General features: G+C 74.7%; 17 protein-coding genes. 14 read left to right on the top strand and 3 right to left on the bottom strand.

Translation table 11 applies throughout. From position 1 onward, the window contains the following. Positions 1-83 precede the first annotated feature (83 nt). Genes DEI86_RS13095 through DEI86_RS13075 form a run of 5 tightly spaced genes read left to right on the top strand, consistent with a single transcriptional unit; the run spans position 84 to position 5,592 of the window. Positions 84-1,145, top strand: coding sequence for an LLM class flavin-dependent oxidoreductase (locus tag DEI86_RS13095; protein WP_111049819.1), 1,062 nt, complete (start codon positions 84-86; stop codon positions 1,143-1,145). Next, positions 1,145-1,816 (top strand): cysteine hydrolase family protein, encoded by a 672-nt coding sequence (locus tag DEI86_RS13090; protein WP_111049818.1) that lies wholly within the window; start codon positions 1,145-1,147, stop codon positions 1,814-1,816. Before DEI86_RS13095 ends, DEI86_RS13090 begins: the two co-directional genes overlap by 1 nt. After that, positions 1,813-3,147 carry an NtaA/DmoA family FMN-dependent monooxygenase gene (locus DEI86_RS13085; RefSeq protein ID WP_111049817.1) on the top strand — a complete coding sequence of 445 codons (1,335 nt, stop codon included), beginning with the start codon at positions 1,813-1,815 and terminating at the stop codon, positions 3,145-3,147. Before DEI86_RS13090 ends, DEI86_RS13085 begins: the two co-directional genes overlap by 4 nt. Before the next feature lie 10 nt (positions 3,148-3,157). Beyond that, positions 3,158-5,092: an MDR family MFS transporter gene (locus DEI86_RS13080; protein WP_146244935.1), complete on the top strand. Its 1,935-nt coding sequence runs from the start codon at positions 3,158-3,160 to the stop codon at positions 5,090-5,092. Next, entirely contained in the window at positions 5,092-5,592 is a 501-nt protein-coding gene (locus DEI86_RS13075; protein ID WP_111049815.1) for a flavin reductase family protein, read from the top strand. Before DEI86_RS13080 ends, DEI86_RS13075 begins: the two co-directional genes overlap by 1 nt. A gap of 104 nt (positions 5,593-5,696) precedes the next feature. On the opposite strand, the gene DEI86_RS13070 is transcribed toward DEI86_RS13075, so the two are convergent. After that, positions 5,697-5,957 carry a zinc-ribbon domain-containing protein gene (locus DEI86_RS13070; protein WP_111011482.1) on the bottom strand — a complete coding sequence of 87 codons (261 nt, stop codon included), beginning with the start codon at positions 5,955-5,957 and terminating at the stop codon, positions 5,697-5,699. Positions 5,958-6,079: 122 nt separating this feature from the next. On the opposite strand from DEI86_RS13070, the gene DEI86_RS13065 reads away from it, so the two are divergent. The 6 genes from DEI86_RS13065 (at position 6,080) to DEI86_RS13040 (ending at position 15,006) form a co-directional block, all read left to right on the top strand. Beyond that, positions 6,080-8,824, top strand: a complete 2,745-nt coding sequence (locus tag DEI86_RS13065) for a hypothetical protein (RefSeq protein WP_111049814.1) — start codon at positions 6,080-6,082, stop codon at positions 8,822-8,824. Beyond that, positions 8,821-11,034, top strand: a complete 2,214-nt coding sequence (locus DEI86_RS13060) for an FtsX-like permease family protein (RefSeq protein WP_111049813.1) — start codon at positions 8,821-8,823, stop codon at positions 11,032-11,034. Before DEI86_RS13065 ends, DEI86_RS13060 begins: the two co-directional genes overlap by 4 nt. Next, positions 11,031-11,915 carry an ABC transporter ATP-binding protein gene (locus tag DEI86_RS13055; RefSeq protein WP_111049812.1) on the top strand — a complete coding sequence of 295 codons (885 nt, stop codon included), beginning with the start codon at positions 11,031-11,033 and terminating at the stop codon, positions 11,913-11,915. Before DEI86_RS13060 ends, DEI86_RS13055 begins: the two co-directional genes overlap by 4 nt. Further along, positions 11,912-12,664: an ABC transporter ATP-binding protein gene (locus DEI86_RS13050; protein WP_111037401.1), complete on the top strand. Its 753-nt coding sequence runs from the start codon at positions 11,912-11,914 to the stop codon at positions 12,662-12,664. The genes DEI86_RS13055 and DEI86_RS13050 overlap by 4 nt, the downstream gene beginning before the upstream one ends. 144 nt (positions 12,665-12,808) lie before the next feature. Next, a complete protein-coding gene (locus DEI86_RS13045) occupies positions 12,809-14,281 on the top strand; it encodes a hypothetical protein (RefSeq protein WP_111049811.1) in 1,473 nt (490 codons plus the stop codon). Continuing rightward, positions 14,278-15,006 (top strand): class F sortase, encoded by a 729-nt coding sequence (locus DEI86_RS13040; protein WP_258376551.1) that lies wholly within the window; start codon positions 14,278-14,280, stop codon positions 15,004-15,006. The genes DEI86_RS13045 and DEI86_RS13040 overlap by 4 nt, the downstream gene beginning before the upstream one ends. Positions 15,007-15,012: 6 nt before the next feature. Here DEI86_RS13040 and DEI86_RS13035 read toward each other — a convergent pair whose 3' ends face one another. Next, positions 15,013-15,894 carry a glycosyltransferase family 2 protein gene (locus DEI86_RS13035; protein ID WP_181435237.1) on the bottom strand — a complete coding sequence of 294 codons (882 nt, stop codon included), beginning with the start codon at positions 15,892-15,894 and terminating at the stop codon, positions 15,013-15,015. A gap of 133 nt (positions 15,895-16,027) precedes the next feature. After that, a complete protein-coding gene (locus DEI86_RS13030; RefSeq protein ID WP_258368775.1) occupies positions 16,028-17,044 on the bottom strand; it encodes a LacI family DNA-binding transcriptional regulator in 1,017 nt (338 codons plus the stop codon). 264 nt (positions 17,045-17,308) lie between these two features. Here DEI86_RS13030 and DEI86_RS13025 point away from each other — a divergent pair, with 264 nt between their 5' ends. From DEI86_RS13025 to DEI86_RS13015, 3 genes are all read left to right on the top strand, one after another. Then, positions 17,309-19,270: a glycoside hydrolase family 127 protein gene (locus tag DEI86_RS13025; protein ID WP_111049809.1), complete on the top strand. Its 1,962-nt coding sequence runs from the start codon at positions 17,309-17,311 to the stop codon at positions 19,268-19,270. Positions 19,271-19,273: 3 nt separating this feature from the next. Then, positions 19,274-20,581 (top strand): sugar ABC transporter substrate-binding protein, encoded by a 1,308-nt coding sequence (locus tag DEI86_RS13020; protein ID WP_111011487.1) that lies wholly within the window; start codon positions 19,274-19,276, stop codon positions 20,579-20,581. Positions 20,582-20,682: 101 nt separating this feature from the next. After that, positions 20,683-21,624 carry a carbohydrate ABC transporter permease gene (locus DEI86_RS13015; RefSeq protein WP_111011488.1) on the top strand — a complete coding sequence of 314 codons (942 nt, stop codon included), beginning with the start codon at positions 20,683-20,685 and terminating at the stop codon, positions 21,622-21,624. The last annotated feature ends 11 nt before the right edge of the window (positions 21,625-21,635 follow it).

Genomic DNA, 21,635 nt, shown 5'->3' with positions numbered 1-21,635 from the left:
GTCGCCGCGCACCGATCAGCACCCATCACGCACCGATCAGCACCCACCACGCACCACAGCACGAACGGAAGGCGGTCGCAGCGATGCCCGCGAAAGAGTACGGGATCTTCCTGCCCATCGGGAACGGTGGCTGGATGCTCTCCACCACCGCTCCCCACCCCGAGGCGACCTACGCGTGGAACAAGCGCGCCGCGGTGCACGCCGAGGACATCGGACTCGACTTCGTCATGTCCATGGCGAAGTGGCGCGGCTTCGGCGGCACCACCGACCACTGGGGTCGCTCGCTCGAGTCCATGACGATGATGGCCGCGATCGCCGAGGCCACGAGCCGCGTCGGGATCTGGGCGACCATGCACGCGAACGTCCACAACCCGGCCGTCGCGGCGAAGATGTACGCCACGCTCCAGGACGTCTCGGGCGGTCGGGTGGGCATGAACATCGTCAACGGCGCCTACGCGGACGAGTTCGTGCAGTTCGGCGAGTGGGACCCGTCGCTGAGCCACGCCGACCGGTACCGGATGACCGAGGCGTGGACCGAGGCCGTCACCCGGCTGTGGTCCGAGGACGCCGTGACGATGCACACGCCGTGGTTCGACCTCGACGACTGCAGCTCGCGTCCGCACCCCGTGATGCGGCCCCGGATCATCAGCGCGGGCCGCTCGGCCGACGCGCGGGCGTTCCAGGCGAAGTACGCCGACGGCGCGTTCCTGTCGGCCGACGACCTCGACGAGATGCGCGACCTGTCGCGGGACGTGCACGATCGCGCCGCCGCCGAGGGCCGGACGTGCCGGACCTACTCGATGCTCACGGTCGTGCAGGACGAGACCGACGCGCTCGCCGAGCGGAAGGTGCGGACCTGGGGCGCCGGCCTCGACCGCGAGGCACTCGCGCGGATGCAGGCGTCCTGGGGCATCCCCGCCGACCAGGCGCGCGCGTGGGCGGACGGTGCCGTCGGCGAGGCGGCGTTCCAGACGCCGTACGTCGCGGGCTCGGCGGCGACCGTCACGGAGCACATCGAGTACGTCGTCGAGCAGGGCGAACTCGACGGCCTCATGCTGATCTTCCCCGAGTACGACCAGGACATGGTGCTGTTCGGCGAGACGGTCCTCCCGGCACTCCGTGCGCACGACGGGGCCCTCGTCTGATGGCCGCCACCGACGCCCCGGCGCGCTCCGGGCCCCTCGACCGCCTCCGGGCACCGGGGCAGCGACCGGCCCTCGTCGTCGTCGACGTCCAGCGCGACTTCGGCGACCCGGACCGCATCGGCGCGTACGGCTGCACGCCGCAGACCCTCGCCGCGATCGACGCGACGGTCACGCGGATCGGGGCGCTCGTGGACCGGGCCCGCGCCGTCGGCGTGCCCGTCGTCTGGGTCGAGCTCGGCAGCGATCCAGCACGCCCCTGGCGGGCGAGCACCTGGCTCCGCGGCGGCGACTACGACGGCCCGATGGGGCTCGACGAGCCGTGCGTCATCGGGTCCGAGGGGGCCGCCTGGTACCGGATGGCACCCGCGCCCGGCGAGGACCGCGTCGTCAAACGCGGGTACAGCGGGTTCCTCGGCACCGACCTGGAGGCGCGGCTCCGCTCCGCCGGGATCGACTGGCTCACCGTCGTCGGCCTGACGAGCGAGTGCTGCGTCGCCGCGACCGCGCAGGACGCGTTCCAGCTCGACTGGCCCGTGGTCGTGCCCGCGGACGCGACGGCCGCCTACGACGACGCCGTGCACGCGGCCGCGCTGGTGCAACTCGGCCTCAACGTGGCCGTCGTCACCGACGTCGACACCGTGACCGCCGTCTGGGACGAGGCCGTGGCGTGAGCGGCATCCACATCGCCTACGACCTGTCGTTCGCCCACACCGAGGGACGCTGGGCCCGTGCCGGCAGCTGGATCGGGCAGGAGTTCCCCGACGTCCGGATGTACGCCGAACTCGCCCGGACCGCGGAACGCGCCGGTGTGGACATGCTGTTCTTCGGGGACGGCTCGGGCATCCCGAACACCTGGCGGGGCAGCATGGACGCCGCGGTCGAGTGGGGCATCCAGTGGCCGCGGCACGACATGGCGCCGGTCATCGCCGCGATGTCGACCGCGACCGAGCACATCGGCTTCGGGCTGACGTACTCGTCGACGTTCATGCACCCGTTCACCGTCGCGCGCCTGCTCAACTCGCTCGACCACGTCACGAACGGCCGGATCGCGTTCAACGTCGTGGCCTCGACCCGTGGTGCCGACGCCGAGAACTACGGGTCCGCGGAGCTCATGGACCACGACCTCCGGTACGAGCGGATGGAGGAGTTCATCGCGGTGTGCCGTGCGCTCTGGGACTCCGTGTCGCCCGACGCGATCGTGCGCGACCGGACGACGGGACGCTTCGCCGACCCCGCCGGGGTGCACCCGATCGACCACGAAGGCCGGTTCTTCCGGGTCCGCGGGCCGCTCGCGAGCGTGCCCAGCCCGCAGGTCCACCCCGTGGTCGTGCAGGCCGGCAACTCCCCGCGGGGCATCACGGCGTCGGCCTCGTTCGCGGACCTCGTGTTCGGCTTCGGCGGCGGGGTCGCGGGGCAGCGCCGGCACCGCGCGATGCTCGACGACGCCCTGCGCGCCCAGGGCCGGGACCCCGCCTCGGTCGGGATCCTGTGGGCGACACAGGTGATCGTCGGGCGCACCCGGCGCGAGGCGACCACGCGACGGGACGAGGTCCTGCGCGCCTGGGACCACGAGGCCGTCGGCGCGTTCCTGTCGCACAACGCCGGGTACGACTTCTCGACCCTGCCGACCACGTTCCGGCTGGGGGAACTCCAGGACGCCATCGTCGCGGCGCAGGCCAGTCCCGGCGGACTCGTCGGCACCCTCGTCGCGGAGCACGGGGCGGACCACACGATGACCCGCGACGAGTTCTTCGACCACGGATGGGCCTCCGCGACCGGACTCGACCACACGCTGCTCGGGGATCCGGCCGAGGTCGCCGACGCCCTCGAGGAGAACCACGCCACGACCGGAGCCCGCGGGGGCTACATGCTCTCGACCCCGCTCGGCATGCCGTCGGGGTTCGCGGAGCTGAGCGAGCTGCTCGTGCCCGAGCTCCGGGCCCGCGGCGCGCTCGCCCCCCGCTATCCCGGTCGCACGCTCCGCGAGAACCTGGCGGTGTGAGGTGACCGCGGTGGCGACGGCGCCGGTCGGGGCGGGCGGGGGTCGGGCCTCCCGTCCGTGGCTCGCGCTCGCCGGCCTGTGCACCGGGTTCTTCGTGCTCATGCTCGACAGCACCGTCACGTCGGTGGCGTTGCCGGCGCTCGTCGACGACCTGCGCGTCGACGCGACGGCCGCGCTCTGGGTGAACAGCGGCTACCTGCTCGCGTTCGCGGTGCCCCTCGTGGTGGCCGGGCGTCTCGGCGACCGGTTCGGCGGCCGCCGGGTGTACCTCGTCGGGCTCGGGGCCTTCGTCGTCGGATCCGTGTTCGCCGCGCTCGCGCCCGCGATCGGCCTGCTCGTCGCCTGGCGGGTGGTGCAGGGCGTCGGGGCAGCGCTCATGACGCCCCAGTGCCTGCCCGCCATCCGCGCGCTGTTCCGGCCACCGCGGCTCGCCGTCGCACTCACCGTCTGGAGCGCCGGCGGCGGCGCGGCCACGGTCGCCGGCCCGCTCGTCGGCGGGTTCCTCGTCGCGGCCTGGGGATGGCCCGCCGTGTTCTGGGTCAACGTGCCGGTCGGGGTCCTGGCGGGCGCCGCCGTGCTCCGGTGGGTCCCGCGGTCGCCGCGGTCGCACGCCCGGGTGCCCGCGTGGGCGATGGGCGGCGTCGCGCTCGGGGTGCTGGCGTTCGTGCTCGGGGTGCAGGGGACGGGGGACGGCGCCGGGTCGGTGGCGGGCCTCCCGCGGTGGGCGCTCGTCGTCGCCGGAGTCGTGCTCGTCGGGGTCGTCCTGCGGCTCCAGCGTCACGACCAGGCGGCCGCGCTGCTGCCCGGGGCGCTGTTCCGTTCGCACTCGTTCCGCGCCGGGGCCTCGGGCGCCGCCGCCGCGTCGTGGTGCGTGGGGTCGGCGCCGATCCCGCTCATGCTCCACCTGCAGGACGACCGCGGGCTCGACGTCGTGTCCGCGGCCCTGACCCTCGTGCCGATGGGCGTCGCCGCGCTCGCCGCCGCACCCGTGGCCGCCAGGGTCACCAACCGGGCGGGAGCACGGACCGGGGCGGTCGTGGGCGCGGCCTGCCTGGTCGTCGCCCTCACCGCGACGGCCGTGCTCGTGGAGGTCGACGCCGGACCCGTGGCGCTCGCCGCGGCGTTCGTGTTGTTCGGCGTCGCGAACGCGTTCGTCTGGGCACCGTTCTCGCTCGCCGCCGTCACGGGCGTGGCACCGGGATCGCTCGGTGCGGCCTCCGGTGCGTTCAATGGCGTCAAGCAGCTCGGTGCGGTGCTCGGGAGCGCGGTGACCGCCGTCGTGCTCGCCGGTGCCGGTGGTGCCGCTGCGGCGCTCGGGGTGCTCGCCGTCGTGGCGGTGGGCGCGGTGGTCGCGGCGTCGCGGCTGCCGGTGGCCCCCGCCGAGGAGGGACGGGGGCCCGAGGACGCCGCCGGGGCCGCGCGGGTGCCGGACGCCGCCGGGGCCGCGCGGGTGCCGGACGCTCCCGGGGCCGCGCGGGTGCCGGACGCTCCCGGGGGCCAGTGGGTGCCGGACGCCGCCGGGGGCCCGCCGCCGCTGACGGGCGTCGTCGTGCACGGTGTGGCGACCGGCCGCGTGCTCGGCTACCCGACGGCGAACCTCGCGCTCGACGACCCCGACGCCCTGCCACCCGACGGCGTGTACCTCGGCCGGTTCCGTGCCGCGTCGTGGGCGACCCCGCGACCAGCGCTCGTGTCCGTGGGCGGCAACGAGACGTTCCAGGGCCGCGACCACACGGTCGAGGCGCACGTGCTGGACTTCGACGGCGACCTGTACGGCGAGCGGGTCGACCTCGTCGTCGAGCAGCTGCTCCGCCAGCAGCGCGCCTTCCCCGACGTCGACGCACTGGTCGCGGCGATGCGGGACGACGAACGGGAGGCCCGGCACCGGTCCGGCACGCCGGCCTCCGACCGGACCGTCCTGCCCGGGACGGAGGTCACCCGGTGATGCGCCCGGTCGTCGGTCCGGGGGTCAGCCCCGAGGCCGTCCGCGACGCGTTCGCGGAACACCCGAGCGGGGTCGCGGCGATCGGCGCCGTCGCGGGCGAGCTCCCCGTCGTGATGGTCGTGTCGTCGTTCAGCGTCGGGGTGTCGTACGAGCCGCCGATGGTGTCGTTCGCGGTCCAGCACACCTCGACGACGTGGCCCGACCTGCTCGACGCGCCTGTGCTGGGGATCTCGGTGCTCGGGACGGGGCACGTGGAGCGGACGCGGCAACTGGCGTCCCGTGACCGCTCGAGCCGGTTACGGGACCTGCCGTTCACGATCACCACGACCGGAGCACTCCTGCTCGACGGCGCGCCCGTGTGGCTCGAGTGCGTCGTCGCCGACGTGCTGCGGACGGGTGACCACGACCTGGTGGTGCTCCGCGTGCTCGCCGTGGCCTCGGACGACGAGGCCGAGCCGCTCGTGTGGCACCGGCGGACGGCGCGCGTGCTGGCGGATTGAGGGCGGCGTGCGGGAGTGCGCGCGTGGACGACGAAGTGCGCGCGTCAACGACCGCGCAGTTGTCGTTGGCGCGCTGCCTCCCGCGCCTCCGGGCCGCGGCCCGGTCAGCGGACGCTGCGCGCCTGCTCCGCGCTCCACGTGAGGGAGTGCCGCGCCTGGGCCGCCGTGATCCGCGTCACGGCACCGCAGTTCGTGCACTCGTTGACGTACGAGGTCGAGATCGGGAACAGCGGCACGAAGAACAGCGTCAGCTTCGTCGAGCGCTTGACCACCCGCTGCTGGGCGTGGACGCCGCAGTACCCGCACACGAACGCCACGAGGTTGAGGACGGCCTGGGTGGTGCGGGAGCCGAGGAGGAGGAACACCCCACGCAGCGTACGCCGTGGTCAGTGATCCCACGTATGACTGGACGACGAGGTGGTCGTGCGTCCGTCGGTGCCGCTAGGTTGACCGGAACGCCGGGAGACACCGGCACGAGGGGAGACCGGTGGGGGAACCGAGCGCGCTCCGGCCCTGGTGGCGCCGAGCCGTCCGCCGTCGTTCCGTGCTCGGGGTCACCGCGCTGACCGTCGCCGTCCTCGCACTCCTCGCCACGCTCGCGGTCGGGCTCGCGGTACGCGCCCCCACCACCGTCGCGCGGGAGGCCCTGCGCGCGACCCCGGACCGGCTCGCGTCCGTGACCATCGCGGTCGACGGCGACCCGGTCCGTCAGGACGCCGCGTTCCGGGCGCTCGTGCGCCGGACCTTCGGCGCCGCACCGGTCGAGGTCGAGCACCACGCCTCCGGCCGACACTCGTCCTGGACTGTCCGGCCGCGCGTCGACGCCGTCCGTGCCGGCGACCTCCGTGCCCTCGCCGAGGGGTTCGCCACCCTGCCCGACGCCGCGGCCCGCCGGTTCGCCGCCGCGGGCGGGACCACGACGCACGGCAGCGCCGCCCGGACCACGACGACCACCGCCGACGCCGTGGTCGCCCTGCACGAGGCCGTGCCCGTGCCGGTCACCGTGCTCGCCGTGGCCGGCGGCGTCGCCCTCACGATGCTCGCGCGGCTCCTCGTCGCGGCCCGCGTCGACGAGGACCGGCTCGTCCGTGCCCGCGGCGGCACCCCCGGCCTGCTCGTCCGGCTCGCGGCACTCGAGGCGCTCGCCGTCGCCGTGCCCGCCGCCCTCGTCGGCGCCGCCGCGGGCCAGGCGCTCCTCGCCGCCCGGTACGGGCCGCCGGCCGCCGTCGCCGAGGTCCTCGTCCCGGTGCTCGGCGTGGTCGCGCTCGCCGTCGGTGCGGCGACGGCGAGCGCGCTGGTGGGCACGACCTCCCGGCCGATCGTGCGGACGCCGCTCGTCGTCACGGTCCCGGCGCTCGTGCTCCTCGTCGCGGTGGCCGCGGTCGCCGTCTGGCGGTTCCGGACCGTCGCCGATCACGCGGACGGCGTCGACCCGATCGCGGTGGTCGCTCCCGCGGCCGCGGTCACGGCACTCGCCGCCGTCGCCGCGCTCGCGCTCGGGGGGCTCCTCACGCTCGCCGCGCACCTGGCCGCACGTCGGCGCGACCTCGGCGTGGTGCTCGCCGGGCGACTCGCCGCGCGGGACCTCCGCGTGCACACGCCGGCGGCGACGCTCCTCGTACTCGCCGTCGCGACCGGGGTGCTCGCGGCGGGCGTCGGTGGCACGTCGGCGGCGTTCCTGACGGCCTCGACCCGCATCGCGCAGGGCGGCGCGCTCCGGGCCACCGTCGGCGGCGGTGTCGCCCTCGACGACCCCGGCGATCTCGTGCCGGCACCGCTGCGCACCACGGCGGCGCTCCGACGCGGGACCGTCCCGGTGCTGCGGTTCACGGGCGGCACCCCGACCGGATCCGCGGCCGTGATCGGCGTGGCGGCCCCGGCGTTGCCCCGGCTCCTCCCGGTCGCGCGCACGGCCTTCGACGCCCCGGGCGCAGCGACGGCGCTCCGGAGCACCCCGGCCGGCGTCGCGCTCGGGCGGGGGCGGGTCACCCTCCGGCTGGTGTCGACGTCGGCGGCGCTCGGGCCCCTCGCGACGACCACGGGCGAGTTCGGCGTCCCCGTGAGCACGCCCGTCACAGCGGCCGACCGCGCCGTCCCGATCGCCGTCACCGCCTGGGTCGCGGACGCCCAGGGTGACCTCGCCCCGGTGTCCCTGCACGGCGGGGTCCTGCGGGTCGGCACGACGTCGACCTCGACCGCGGCGGGGTCCCTGCCGACGGGCGGCCCGTGGCACCTCGTCGCGGTCGATCTCGTCGCCCGCCCGACCGCCGACGTGCAGGACGTCCGGATCGCGATCGGGACGCTGCGGGTCGGACCACGGGTCGTGCCGTTGCCCGCGCGGTCGTGGACCACGGCTCCGGCGGCGTTCGGCCAGGGCGTCCTCGCGCGCACGACCGACCCCGGCCGGATCGCCGTCACGGCCCGCGACCTGTCGAGCAGCGTCGCCGGCGGTGACGGCATCCGCCTCATGCCGTCGGCCGGACGACGGGTGCCCGTCGTCGTCAGCGCGCGGCTCGCCCGCGCGGTCGGGCTCCACGTCGGCAGCGCGATGCAGATCACGGGGCCCTGGGCCGGGCTCGACGCCCGCGTCGTCGGCACGGTCCCCGTCGTGCCCGGCACCGACGGCGGTCCGGCCGTGCTCGCCGATCTCGACGCGCTCGACCAGGGCATGCTCGCCCAGGCCCGGCAACCGCAGCGCGTCCAGGAGGTCTGGGCCGCCGACGCCGGACAGCGCGACACCCTCCGCCACGCGTTCGACGGCCACGTCACGCTCACCACCCCCGCGAGCGACGTGCAGCGCCGTTTCCTCGCGCTCGACACCGACGTGCTCCTGCTCGGGGCGGCCGGAGGGCTCGCGTTCGCGCTCCTCACCCTGGTCGCGGCCGTCGCCGTGTCCGCCCGGGACCGCGTCGGCGAGACGATCGCCCTCCGTGCCGTCGGCGTCCGAGCCGGGACGCAGGGGGCCGTGCGCGCGGCGGCGCCCGCCGTGGTCGTCGTGCACGGACTCGTCGCGGGCGTGCTCGCGGGCGCGCTGACCGCCGCGCTCGTGGTGGCCGGGAGTGCCCGCACGAGCGTGCCGGGTGCGCCGCCCGCGCTGCCGGTCGCGGTCGCGGTCGCGCCGGGACCGATCGCGCTGACGGTCGGCGTCGTGCTCGTCGTCGGGGCCCTCGTCGTGCTCGGGCACGGCGTCGCCGTCACCCGCGGTGCCCGTCGGTCGGGAGGCCGGGGATGAGCGGCCCTCGCGCGATCGGTCGTCCGCACGGGCAGCTGGCACAGCCGTCGCGGCGGCACCTGGTGCTCCGGGGCCTGATCGGTCAGTGGGCCGCACTCGTCGCGGTCGCGGTGCTCGTGGCGGTCGTCACCGCCGCCGGGGCCGCCGCGCCGCGCCTGACGACCGCCCTGCTCGACGCGGACCTCGTGCACACGGTCGACAGCGCGAGTCCGGCCTACCGCGACCTCTCCGGCGCCGTGCAGCCCGACCCCCTGTCGGCGCTCGCACAGCTCGACGCCCAGACGGCGTCCTTCGCGCAGACGTGGACCAGCGTGCCGAGCCTGCTGCAGCGCGTGCGCACGGACGCCCCGCGCGCCGTGCGACGGGTGCTCGACCGGGGGCACGTCGCGGCCTCGGCGGCCGGCGTCGCGCCACCCGGGCGACCGACCCCGGACGGCTTCGCCGCGACCGGCCCCCGCGGCGGCGTGCACGAGCAGACGGCGTACCGGATCCAGACGTCCCCGGAGTTGCGGGCCGCCGGGCGCCTCGTCGCCGGCCACTGGCCACACGTGCAGACGGGCATCGGCGACGGGACCGTCCTGCAGGTCGTCGCGTCCCGCGCCACCGTCCGGGCCATGCACTGGCGCGTCGGCCGGCGCCAGGACCTCGTCGACGTCGGCGGCGACCGGTACCCCGTCCGGCTCGTCGGCGTGTTCGTGCCCCGGCACCCCGGCAGCGGCCTGTGGTCCCAGGACCCGAACCGCCGCACCCCGTCGACCATGTTCCTGCCGGACGGCACCCCGGTCCTCCACGGGTCGGTGTTCGTCGACGCGGCGACCTGGCCGGCGATCGCGCCGGCGATCGGCGGCACGACCGTCCAGGTGTGGTTCGGGTTGCACGTCGACCGCCTCGACGAGGCCTCGGTGCCGGCCGTGCGCCAGGCGCTGACCCGCATGCTCGCCGACCCCACGCCCGTCGACGCGACGAGCGGCGACCAACGCTCACTCCTCCTCGGCACGTTCCTGCCGCAGCTCCTCGCCCTGCACGAGGAGCGGGCCGCCGCCTCGGCCGCGGTGCTCGCCCTGAGCGCGACCGGTCCGCTCGGCGTCGCCGGGGTCACCCTGCTCCTCGCCGTCAGCGGGCTGCTGGCGCGACGGCGGGCGGTGCGGGCACTCCTCCGCGACCGCGGGGCGGGTGCCGGCGCCCTGGCCGGTGGTGCGGCCCGGGACCTCGCGGTCGCGAGCGTCCCCGGTGCCGCGCTCGGCGCGCTCGCCGCGGTCCTCACGATCCCCGTCGGCGGGTGGGACTGGACGCCCGCCGCGCTCGCCGCTGCGGCCGCCCCGCCGGCGCTCGCCGCGGTCGTGGCGCTCGCCGAGGTCCTCGGGCAGCGTCGGCGTCGACCGCTCCTGCCCCGGTTCCGGTGGGTCGCCGAGGCGCTCGTGGTCGCCATGGCCGTCGGGGCGACCGCGGTCGTCGCACAGCGCGCGGCGGCACCGACGGGAGGCGCGCGGCCGGTGGACGCGTTCGTCACGGTCACGCCCCTGCTGCTGGCGGCCGCGCTCGTCGTGCTGCTGCTCCGCGTCCGCCCGCGGTTGGCACGACTGGTGGTCGGGTTGGTCCGACGACGCGGTGCCGCCGCCTTCGTCGGGACGGCCGAGGACGTCCGGAGCGGCCCGACCGCCGGCTGGGTCCTCGCGACGATCGTCGGGGCGACGAGCATCGCGGTGACCGCCGGGGTGGTCGTGACGAGTGCGGCCGCGGTGGACCTCCCGGTCGACGGCCGCACGCGCGGCGTCGACACGCATCCGCTCGTCGGCGGACTCGTGGTGGTCGTGGTCGCCGGCCTCGTGCTGTCCGCGGCGATGACGGCGGCCGCGATCGCCCTGACGGTCGTGAGCGCGGCCCCCGTGCGGCAGCGCCGCGGGGCCATGCTCCGCACGCTCGGGCTCACCGGACGCCAGCGCACGGCCGTGACGCTCTGGGAGCTCGGCCCCCGGGTGTTGCTCGGGCTCGTCGCCGGGGTCGTCCTCGGGCTCGCCGCCGTGGTGGCCGTGGTGCCCGCGATCGTGCCGCGGACTGCCGACCACGCCGTGGCGGTCCTCACGGTGGACCCGCTCGCCACCACCGCGACGGTCGGGCTGCTCGCACTCGCGGCGGTCCTCGCCACGCTCGCCGCGGTCGTCGTCGACCGACGGCGGTCCGGGGTCACCGACGGAAGGGACGACACATGACGATTCGATGCCGCGACCTGGTCCGCGTGTACACGACCGAGGGCGTGGAGGTGCAGGCGCTGCAGGGCCTCGACCTCGACGTCGCGAGCGGGGAGCTCGTCGCACTCGTCGGTGCCTCGGGGTCGGGCAAGTCGACCCTGCTCGGGATCCTGTCCGGGCACGACCGACCGACCGCCGGCAGCGTCACGGTCGCCGGCACGGACCTCACGACGATGCGCGCCCGGGACCACCTGCACTACCGGCGTCGTGTCGTCGGGTTCGTGTGGCAGCAGACCGAGCGGAACCTCGTGCCGTACCTCACGGTCCGCGAGAACGTGTTCCTCGCGATGCAGCTCGGTGGGTCCCGGCAGCGCGAGCGCCGCGCGGCCGAGCTGCTCGAGCTGCTCGGCATCGGTGACCTGACGGAGCGGCTGCCGGCCGAGGTCTCGGGCGGACAGCGGCAGCGCGCGGCGATCGCGGTCGGACTGGCGAACGCACCCGCCGTGCTGCTCGCCGACGAGCCGACGGGCGAGCTCGACGAGGCCACGAGCGCCGACGTGCTCGAGACGATCCGCACGGTGAACCGGGAGCTCGGCACGACGACGCTCATCGTGACGCACGACCCGGCGGTGGCGGACCACGTCGAGCGCACCGTGCGCATCAGCGACGGGAGGACCGCGACCGAGGTCCTGCGCGGCGACCGGCTCATCGGGGCGGCGGGCGCGTCCGGTGCGCAGGAGTACACGGTGGTCGACGCGGTGGGGCGCCTGCAGCTGCCGCAGGAGTACGTCGAGACGCTGGGCCTCCGCGACCGCGTCCGGGTGCTCCTGCGCCCCGACCACGTGGGCGTCTACCGCGCCGAGGGCCCCGACGACATGACGGACGAGGGGACCCGCGCATGACGGACACGACGAGCGGGCGCCGCGCGGCGGCGACGCGGACCGAGACCCCGGTCGTCCGCGCTCGGGGTCTCACCCGCCTGTACCGCGACGGCCGGCAGCGCGTGCGGGGCTGCGAGGACGTCTCGCTCGACGTGGCGCCCGGCGAACTCGTCGTCCTGCGCGGGCGGTCGGGGGCGGGCAAGTCGACGCTCCTCCGGCTCCTCGGCGGTCTCGACCGCCCGACGTCGGGGACCGTCACGGTCGCCGGGCGCGAGCTCACCACGGCGACCGAGGACGAGCTCGTCGAGGTGCGGCGACGGGACGTCGCGTTCGTGTTCCAGGACTTCGGGCTGCTGCCGACGCTCTCGGCCGCCGAGAACGTCGAGATCCCGCTCCGGATCGACCGCACGCCCGTCGCGGAGCGCACCGCACGGGTCGCCGCGACCCTCGAGGCCGTCGGTCTCAGCCGTCACGGGCACCAGCGCCCGACGGAGCTGTCCGGTGGACAGCAGCAGCGCGTCGCGATCGCCCGCGCGATCGTGACGCCGCACCGGGTCCTGTTCGCGGACGAGCCGACCGGTCAGCTCGACAGCGTCACGGCCGACCAGGTGATGCGGCTGCTCGTGACGCTCGCCCACGAGCGCGACGTCGCGGTCGTCGTGTCGACGCACGACCCGCTCATCATGGCCCAGGCGGACCGGGTCGTGGAACTCCGGGACGGCCGGGTGGTGGGCGAGCACGCGGGCGGCGCCACCGGTGTGGAGGCCTGATTCCGGATCCCGCGTCGGCGGCGGAGTACGACATCCCGGGAATGCGACCGCCCGCGCTGCCCCGCGGTACCGTTCCGGCGCTCGGGGCGGTGAGCCCCCGGTCCGGGAGCGCACGTGGTCCCGGCACCACGACGTGGAGGGCAGATGGGGCGCCAGGCACAGCGACGACACCGGACGGTACGACGACGGACCCGGGGACGCCGACGCAGCGCGGTCGGCGCCGCGCTGCTCGTGGGCGCGATGGCCGCGATCGCGGTGCCGGACGTCGCCGCCGCAGCACCCGTGCCGCTGACACCCGCGGTCGGGATCGACGACCCGCCGCCCGTGCTGACCGCCGACGGCGTGGTCGGCGCGCGGCTGCTCACGCAGGACGGCGCCGCGGTCCCCGACCGACCGACCAGTGCGATGCCGTCGGGCCACTCCGTGTCCGAGTTCGCGTTCCGGGAGCCCGCCGCGGACCGTCGTGCGGTGCTGCCGAGCGCGGCGACCGGACGCTTCACGATGACGACCGACGGCGCTCCCGACGGGTGGAGCGCGGTCCACACCCCGGCGTCCGGCGGCGTGTTCGACGGCGGCGAGGAACAGCCGCCGACCGGGACGGTCCACTCGGACCTCTGGGTCAGCGCCGCGAACCCGGGCACCTGGACCTGGACGCTCGACTTCTCGTCGCTGCGCGGCGGTGCCCTGCCGACCGGCACGGTGCTGTTCGTCCACGACGTCGACATCTGCGGGAGCGCTGACCGCGAGTCCGTGCGGTTCGCCGGGCCGACGGGGCGGTGGCTCCGCTACGAGGCCGACACCGGTGCGGGCGGTCCGGGGGCGGTCACCGAGGACACCGCGGCCGGACGGTACGACGTCACGGCGACCTGCCCGGCATGGCACACCGGCGTGACGCAGACGTTCCGCACGACGACCCCGGTGGACCACCTGACGGTCACGGCGACGGGTGCGGAGCCCGGCACGACCCCGAACTCGGGGCTGTTCTGGGGCATGCAGCTCCCGGTGGACGGGGCTCGGCCGGCGCTCGACGTCACGACACGCACCGAGGGGCGGGACGTCGACGCGGCGCCGGGTCCGCGGGTGCCCGAAGGGCAGCGACTCCGGCGCGAGACCGTCGTGCGGAACACCGGGAACACGGTGCTGACGGACGTCCGGGTCACGGACGAACACGTCGACCGGCAGGGGCTGGCATGCGCGGGTGGGCCGGCCACCGTCCCCGTGCTCGAACCCGGGGCGTCGGTGGCCTGCACCGGCACCGTCCGGGCCGCCGCGGGGACGACGGCGAGCGGGGTGTCGGCCACGGGGACGCCCGCCCGGACCGACCGGACGCCACTCGTCGGGGTGCCCGCGCCGACCGCCTCCGACCGGACGTGGTGGACCGGGACGACCACGGGCTCCGGCGGTGGTGACGGCGACGGCGGGTCGGGTGCCAGCACCGGCCAGGGCACGGACCCCCGGCCTCTGCCGGCCACGCGCATCGAGACGGGCGGCGCGGTCGCGGGTCAGCCCGGACGGGACCGGGTGAGCACGGCTGGCACGGCGGCGGGTGCCATGGGTCTCGCTGCCGTCCTCGTCGCGGTGACCATCGCCACCTCGGCCGTTCGACGCCGCGGATGACCGCCGGCACGGACGGGCCGCCGCCACCGCCGGTCCCGCCTCGACCGCGGACGATCCTGCCCCTCCGCGTCGTCCTGCCGACGGCATCCGTCATCGTGGCCGGTGGGTGCCTCGCGGCCCTCTTCGGGTCACCCGGCGCGGGTGCCGCAGGTCCGTCCGCATCGAGCTCGGCCTCGGATCCGGCCTCGACCGGGCCGGTCAGCGGGCGGGACCTCGACGGACGGCCGGTCCGCGTGGACCCCGGGGCCTCGCCGCTCCCGGCCGCGTCGGCCGAGGCCTCGATCGGCGTGCGGCTCCGGGTCCCCTCGGTCGGCCTCGACGTGCCCGTCGGCGCCGTGAGCGCGGTGGACGGCGTGGTCGTGCCTCCCGGCTTCCGGTCCGCCTACTGGGTGCGGGACCGGGGGAGGCCCGTCGAGGACGCCGAACGAGGGACGGTCGTGCTCGTCATGCACGCGCTCGGTGGCGGGGGTCGCGCGCCGGGCAACGCGATCGTCCGCGAGGACGGCACCGTGCGCGTGCGCGCCGGTGACGAGGTCCGTGTGGGCGACCACCGGTACCGGGTGGAGGCCTCGCGCACGGTGCGGAAGTCGGGACTCGCCGCCGATGCACTGTGGAGCGACGAGCCCGGGCGGTTGCTCGTCGTCACGTGCCTGCCGAGCCCGGACGGGAGCGCCGCGACCCGCAACGTCGTCGTGGCGGCGCGGCTCGTGCCGGACGGCTCCTGACGACGCTCACACGGCGGCGATCCGCCGGAGGACCGGTCGAGACGCCCACAGCCAGCCGCGGAGCAGCAGGCGGAGGGTGCGACGTCGGAGCCCACCGCGCACGCGAGGCGCCCGGCGGGCGTGTGGGGGCAACGCCTCCGACAGCGTCAGCTGCGCGACGGGGACCACGTGGGCGGCGCGCAGGTCGGTCCGCGCCGGCGGCGTCAGGCCCCGGGTCCGGTACCAGGCGTCGTCGTCCTCTCCTTCGTGCCCGAAGACCGCCGGGTCCACGCCCGTCGAGCGGACCATCGCCCGGTGCCCGGCCTGGTGCAGCGACCGGTACTGGTAGTGGTGCAGGCGGATCCGCGCGCGTGCCGGTCGTCGGAGGTCGAGCGGCCACTCCGACCCGGCGGGCCAGGTCGTGATGGGGGTGTGCCGGACGAACCGCACCTCGGAGTGGTTGCACGTGAACCACCGGACGTCCCGCCAGGACGCCCGGGCATCGCCGTCGCGGAGGAGCCGCGCGTGGTCGTCCTCGGTCAGGTAGTGCTGGAACGACGCGCTCATCACGTGGTCGGCGGTGGGCTCGACGGCACGGAGGAACGTCCGCGGGTCGTCGACGTAGAACTCGTCGGCGTCGAGCCGGCACCACCAGTCGCCCGGCTCGGCGCGCGCCACGGCCTCGGTGTAGAGCCACTGCCGGAGCCAGTCACGGTAGGTGCCGAGGAACCGCCCCCACACGACGACGGGCTCGAGCTCGTCCGCCAGGGCGAGCACGGCCTCCCAGGTGCCGTCCGTGCTGCCGTTGTCCATGACGTGGATCGCGTCGGCCCACGTGGCTGCGGCGCGGAGGACGTCGCCGACGATGTCGACCTCGTCCTTGACGGTCATGAGGGCGATGATCTGCATGGTTCCTCCGGTGGTGCCGGGCGTCGGCCCGGTCATCCCACCGGCACCGCGGCCCGCCCGGGGGCACGCGACCACGGGCGGTGCGCCTCCTGCCGCCTCCGGTTCACCTCCGTCATCGCCCGCAGCGACGGGGTCAGCCGCCGACGGTCGACTCGCGGATCACCAGGGTCGGCTGCACGGCGAGCCGCCGCTCCGGTGTGTCGCCGTCGATGAGCGCGAGGAGCGCTCGGCCGGCCTGCCGACCGAGCTCCTCGAGCCGCAGGTTGACGGTGGTCAGGGGCGGGCGGCTCGCGAGGGCCATGACGTCCCAGTCGTCGAAGCCGGTCACCGCGACGTCGTGCGGCACCGAGCGTCCGAGTTCCCGGAGGCGGTCGCACACGCCGCGGGCGATCTGGTCGCTCCCGCAGGCGATCGCGTCGAGGTCGGCGCCACCGTGCACGAGCAGGTCGACGGCCTGACGGCCCCAGCGCTCGGACCACTCGCCGTAGAGCGGTTGCCCGACGAGGCGGTCCCCGAGCCGGGCCTGCGCGGACTCCGCGCGTCGGTGGGCCGCCGAGTGGTGCTGCGGGCCGGTGACGTACGCGACGCGACGGCGGCCGATCGCGACGAGGTGGTCCGCGAGCAGTGCCGCACCCGCGGCGTCGTCGAGGGTGATCGAGACGTCGTCCGGACTGGTCGAGGGCGTGAACGCGTAGACGACGGGCATGTCGACGCGGATCGGGGGTCTGGCCTCGGCGCTCCGGCCGGTGACGATGACACCGTCGACGCGGCGGGACGACAGGGACCGCACGTAGTGGTTCTCGCGGACGATGTCGTCCCGGGTGTCGCACATGAGCACGGCCATCTGCCCGGCGCTCAGGACGTCCTCGGCGCCGAGCATCACCGGGATGCTGAAGCGGCCGAACGAGTCCGTCGTGATCATGCCGACCGTGTAACTCCGGCCCGACGACAGGGCACGGCCGCGGGCGTCGACGACGAACCCGAGTTTCGCGGCGGCGGCTCGCACGCGCTCGCGGGTCTCCTGTCGGAGCTGACCGGTGTCGTTGAGCGCCTTCGAGGCCGTCCCGATCGACACCCCGGCCAGCGCCGCCACGTCGGTGATGCGCACGGTGCCGGCTCCGCTCGCGCGGCTGGTCGTCTCGCTCGTCACGGCGTCGTCCTCTCCGTCCGCACGCCGGGGTCGTCCGGTCCCCGGTCGGTCGGAGCGCTCGGCCCCGACCGGATCCTCGTCATCATAGAACCCTCACGGAAACAGGCTTGCGCAGCGCGGCACAACGGTCCTACTGTGACCGCAGAAACCGTTTTCTGGTTTTGCCGAGGCACGATCGCCGCGGTGACACCGGGAAGTTGCCCGGGGCAGCGTCGCCCTCCACGTCGGCGTCGCCTGTCCCTCCACATCGGGGAGTCACGCACCATGACCGCAACCGCACCGTCCGCCGTCGGCACCGCCGGCCAGCCGCGGACCGCCGAACCCGTCCGCCCCTCCGGGGACGCCCGGGTCGCGCTCCGCCCCCTCGCGCCCGACGCGGCGCGGATCACCGGGGGCTTCTGGGCCCTCCGCCAGGACCGCAACGGACGCGACGCGATCCGCTCCGGGTACGAGCAGCTCGAGACCGCCGGGAACTTCCGCAACCTCCGCATCGCCGCTGGCGTCGAGGAGGGCGAGGCCGTCGGACCGATCTTCATGGACTCCGACGTCTACAAGTGGCTCGAGGCCGTCGCCTGGGAGTACGGCCGGCAGCCCGCCGACGACCTCCTCGAGCTCCAGCGGCAGGTGACCGACCTGGTCGCCCGCGCACAGGCGGAGGACGGCTACATCGACTCGGTCCAGCAGGTCCGGTACCACGACCAGGGTCGCTACCACGACCTCCCGTGGAGCCACGAGATGTACTGCGCGGGCCACCTGTTCCAGGCCGCCGTGGCGCAGTCGCGGGCGACCGGTGACACCGCCCTGCTCGACGTCGCGATCAAGCTCGCCGACCACCTCGTCCGCACGTTCGGCGAGGACAAGCGCCACGACGTCGACGGCCACCCGGTCGTCGAGATGGGCCTCGTCGAGCTCTACCGCGAGACGGGCCGCCGCGAGTACCTCGACCTGGCCCACTACTTCGTCGACGCCCGCGGCCACGGCCTCATCGAGCGCTACGGCAAGGAGCCGACGTACTTCTCGGACCGGGTGCCGGTGCGCGAGGCCGAGACGGTCGAGGGCCACGCGGTCCGCGCCGTGTACCTGGCGTCGGGTGCCGTCGACGTCGCGATCGAGACCGGTGACACCGAGCTCATCGAGGCGAGCGAGCGGCAGTTCGCCTCGATGATGGCGACGAAGGCGTACATCACGGGCGGCCTCGGGTCCCGCTGGGACATGGAGGCGTTCGGCGACCCGTACGAGCTCCCCACCGACCGCGGGTACTCCGAGACCTGCGCGGCCATCGGCGGTGTCCAGTGGGCGTGGCGGCTGCTGCTTGCGACCGGCAAGCCCGTGTACGCGGACGCCATCGAGCGCCTCCTGTACAACGCGTTCATCGCCGGGGTCTCGCTCGCCGGGACCGAGTACTTCTACGTCAACCCGCTCCAGCTCCGCGACCGGGCACACCAGGACGAGAACCGGTCCCCGGCGCACGGCCGCCGCGGCTGGTTCGACTGCGCGTGCTGCCCGCCGAACATCATGCGGACGTTCGCGAGCCTGGACGGCTACGTCGCCACCCAGAGCGGTGAGGGCCTCCAGCTGCACCAGTACGCCACGGGCGACTATGCGGGGGAGCGCGGTGCCGTCCACGTCGAGACCACCTCCCCGTGGGACGGCACGGTGACCGTCACGGTGACCGAGAGCACGGGCGAGTGGTCCCTCGACCTGCGCGTGCCGGACTGGTCCGACGCGACGACGGTCACGGTCGGCGGCGAAGCGGTCGAGGGCGTGCAGGCCGGTCAGCCGGTCCGCGTCACCCGGGAGTTCGCGGTCGGCGACGAGGTCACGGTCACGTTCGACATGTCCGTGCACCTCTACGAGGCCGACGCCCGCATCGACGCGAGCCGCGGGCAGGTCGCGATCGAGCGCGGTCCGCTCGTGTTCGCGGTCGAGCAGGCCGACCAGGACGGGTTCCGCGTGGACGACGTGCTCGTCGACGTCGATGCCGCGATCGACGCCGAGTACCGCGCCGACCTCCTCGACGGCATCACCGTCCTGCACCTGCAGGGGCAGGCCCCGGCCGAGCACGCCGAAGCCGCGTGGCCGTACCGGCGGATCGGTGGAGGCGCGACCACCGTGGCGGAGCCGGCCCCGGCCCTCCAAGCCGTCACCATCACCGCGATCCCGTACTACGCCTGGGCCAACCGCGGCGTCGACGCGATGCGCGTCTGGCTCCCCCAGGCCCGGTGACCCATGGACCGCAGGACGTTCCTGGCGGGGTCGGTGCTCGGCGGCGCGGCGTTCGCGCTCGCCGGGTGCTCCGGATCACTCCCCGCGATCAGCTCCTCGGACGCCGGCTTCGGCGGCAAGGCGACCGGCACCGTGCAGGTCTGGTGCCGTGCCGCCACCCAGGCCGGGCTCACGGCCACGGTCGCCGACTTCAACCGTGACCACCCGGACCTCCACGTCGACCTGACGCCGGTCCCCGACGCGCAGTACGTCACGAAGCTCGCCACCGCCATCCGTGGTGGCGAGCCGCCGGACGTGGTCGACGTGGACGACATCAACTCGATGCTGTTCATCTTCCGCGACGCGTTCGCCGACCTCACCTCGGCGGTCAAGGGGCTCGACTACTTCGACCAGCTGTCGACCGGGCACCTGCACCTGCTCGAGCGCGGCGGCAGGTACTACGGCCTGCCGTACCTGGCGGACAACTCGATGCTGTACCTCAACACCGAGCTGTTCGACCGGGCCGGCCTCGACCCGACCGAGAGCACGAAGGACTTCGACGGGCTCCTCGACGCGGCGAAGAAGATCCGGGCACTCGGTGACGACGTCTACGGGTGGTCGATCGCCGGGAACTCCCCGGGCATCCTCGGCTTCGTCGTCCAGCCGCACATCTGGGCGACGGGCACCGACATGATGCTCGGCGCGGTCGGCAAGCAGCACGGCCACATCACCGGGAACGACGGGCTCGAACAGACGCTCGAGTTCTACCGTCAGCTGTGGAAGGACGGCCTCATGTCCCGCAACGCGTTCTCGGACGCGGGCACGACCTGGGGTGCGGACTTCCGCGCGGGGACCGTGGGCATCATGCCGACGAACTACGGCAGCACCTGGAACGCCTCGACGAAGAGCATGCAGAAGAAGATGGCGACCGCGCTCATCCCCGGGCCGACCGGTGGCCGCGCGTTCTTCGACGGCGGTGACAACATGTGCATCCCGAACGGTGCGTCGAACCCGAACGGCGGGTGGGCGTTCATGCAGTACGCCAACTCGCTCAAGCCGCAGCAGAACCTGCCCACCGGCGGGTACTTCCCCACCCGGGGGGACGCGGCGACCGCCGAGTACCGGCGGAAGTTCCCGCTCGCCTCGCGCCCGCTCGACAACCTCGACAAGGGCTACGCGCCGCAGACCCTGGCGTACAACCTGCTCGTGAACCAGCCCTCGGCACCGTTCTTCACGATGTTCCGCACCGCGGTGTTCGGCGCCGGGGTGCAGCAGGCACTGCGGGCCGCGGCGCCCGAGTACGACCGGATCCTCGACCAGGCCCAGGCCTGACCCCGCACGCAGACACCATCCGTGACCGCCGAGCGGTCGACCCAGGACCGTACAGCGGTCGTCCGACCGCGCCGCGGTCACCAGCACAGAGAGGTGCAACGATGTCGTCACTGACAGGGACCCGACGGGTCCCGGTGTCGCAGCGGACGGAGCGACGGAGTCCCCGTCCCCGGAACTCGCTCACCCATCCACCGGCCGCCGGGCTCGCGCTCGTCACGCCCGCGATGCTGTTCGTCGGCGTGTTCGTGCTCGTCCCGCTCGTCTTCGCGGTCTACATCTCGTTGACGAACTGGCCGCTCATCGGCGCCTACCGGTTCATCGGGCTCGAGAACTACGCCAACCTGTTCCAGGACCCGGCGTTCGTCCACGCGATCGGCTACACGCTGCTGTACACCGCGATCGTGACGGTGCCGATCCTGGCGCTCGGGTACTTCCTCGCGGTGCTCATCCGGGCGCGGCGCAAGGGGTCCACCGTGCTCCGGACGATCTTCTTCCTGCCGTACGTCGTGGGCCTGACCACCCTGAGCTTCATGCTCGTCCTCGAGGCGCAGCCGAACTCGGGCGCCGTCAACCTGGTCCTCAGGGCGCTCCACGTCACCGACGGGACGACCGCTTGGCTCGTCAACGCGCCGCTCGCCACGTTGCTCATCTGCGTGCTCGTCGTCTGGGCCGTGTCCGGGCTGACGATGGTGCTCATCATGTCGGCCATGCAGGGCATCCCGGACGAGGTCTACGAGTCGGCCGCCCTCGAGGGGGCGTCCTGGTGGCAGCAGGAGCGGCTCATCACCATGCCGATGATCCGGTCCACGCTCGCGCTCAGCGTCATCATCTCGGTGATCGGCTCGCTGCTCGCGTTCAACCAGTTCTTCATCCTGACCCAGGGCGGGCCGGGCACGGCGACGACCACGATCGTCAACTACATCTACGACCGCGGGTTCGTGAACCTCCAGCTCGGCGCGGCGACCGCGGAGTCCATCGCGCTCGTCGTCGTGACGGGTGCGGTGACCGCGTTCCAGTTCTGGGCGCTCCGCGAGCGCGACTGAGGAGACGACGA

This window comes from Curtobacterium sp. MCBD17_028, from assembly GCF_003234875.1.
In the GTDB taxonomy this organism is placed as follows: domain Bacteria; phylum Actinomycetota; class Actinomycetes; order Actinomycetales; family Microbacteriaceae; genus Curtobacterium.
The sequence above is the reverse complement of the archived record's forward strand: the minus strand, read 5'-3'. Positions and strand labels throughout refer to the sequence as shown.

What these genes read in the sequence shown, in the direction of transcription:
- DEI86_RS13025 (WP_111049809.1), top strand. Translation starts at nt 17,309, where the DNA reads ATGACCGCAACCGCACCGTCCGCCGTCGGCACCGCCGGCCAGCCGCGG.
- DEI86_RS13035 (WP_181435237.1), bottom strand. Translation starts at nt 15,894, where the DNA reads ATGCAGATCATCGCCCTCATGACCGTCAAGGACGAGGTCGACATCGTC.
- DEI86_RS13060 (WP_111049813.1), top strand. Translation starts at nt 8,821, where the DNA reads ATGAGCGGCCCTCGCGCGATCGGTCGTCCGCACGGGCAGCTGGCACAG.
- DEI86_RS13055 (WP_111049812.1), top strand. Translation starts at nt 11,031, where the DNA reads ATGACGATTCGATGCCGCGACCTGGTCCGCGTGTACACGACCGAGGGC.
- DEI86_RS13040 (WP_258376551.1), top strand. Translation starts at nt 14,278, where the DNA reads ATGACCGCCGGCACGGACGGGCCGCCGCCACCGCCGGTCCCGCCTCGA.
- DEI86_RS13015 (WP_111011488.1), top strand. Translation starts at nt 20,683, where the DNA reads ATGTCGTCACTGACAGGGACCCGACGGGTCCCGGTGTCGCAGCGGACG.
- DEI86_RS13095 (WP_111049819.1), top strand. Translation starts at nt 84, where the DNA reads ATGCCCGCGAAAGAGTACGGGATCTTCCTGCCCATCGGGAACGGTGGC.
- DEI86_RS13050 (WP_111037401.1), top strand. Translation starts at nt 11,912, where the DNA reads ATGACGGACACGACGAGCGGGCGCCGCGCGGCGGCGACGCGGACCGAG.
- DEI86_RS13090 (WP_111049818.1), top strand. Translation starts at nt 1,145, where the DNA reads ATGGCCGCCACCGACGCCCCGGCGCGCTCCGGGCCCCTCGACCGCCTC.
- DEI86_RS13020 (WP_111011487.1), top strand. Translation starts at nt 19,274, where the DNA reads ATGGACCGCAGGACGTTCCTGGCGGGGTCGGTGCTCGGCGGCGCGGCG.
- DEI86_RS13075 (WP_111049815.1), top strand. Translation starts at nt 5,092, where the DNA reads ATGCGCCCGGTCGTCGGTCCGGGGGTCAGCCCCGAGGCCGTCCGCGAC.
- DEI86_RS13045 (WP_111049811.1), top strand. Translation starts at nt 12,809, where the DNA reads ATGGGGCGCCAGGCACAGCGACGACACCGGACGGTACGACGACGGACC.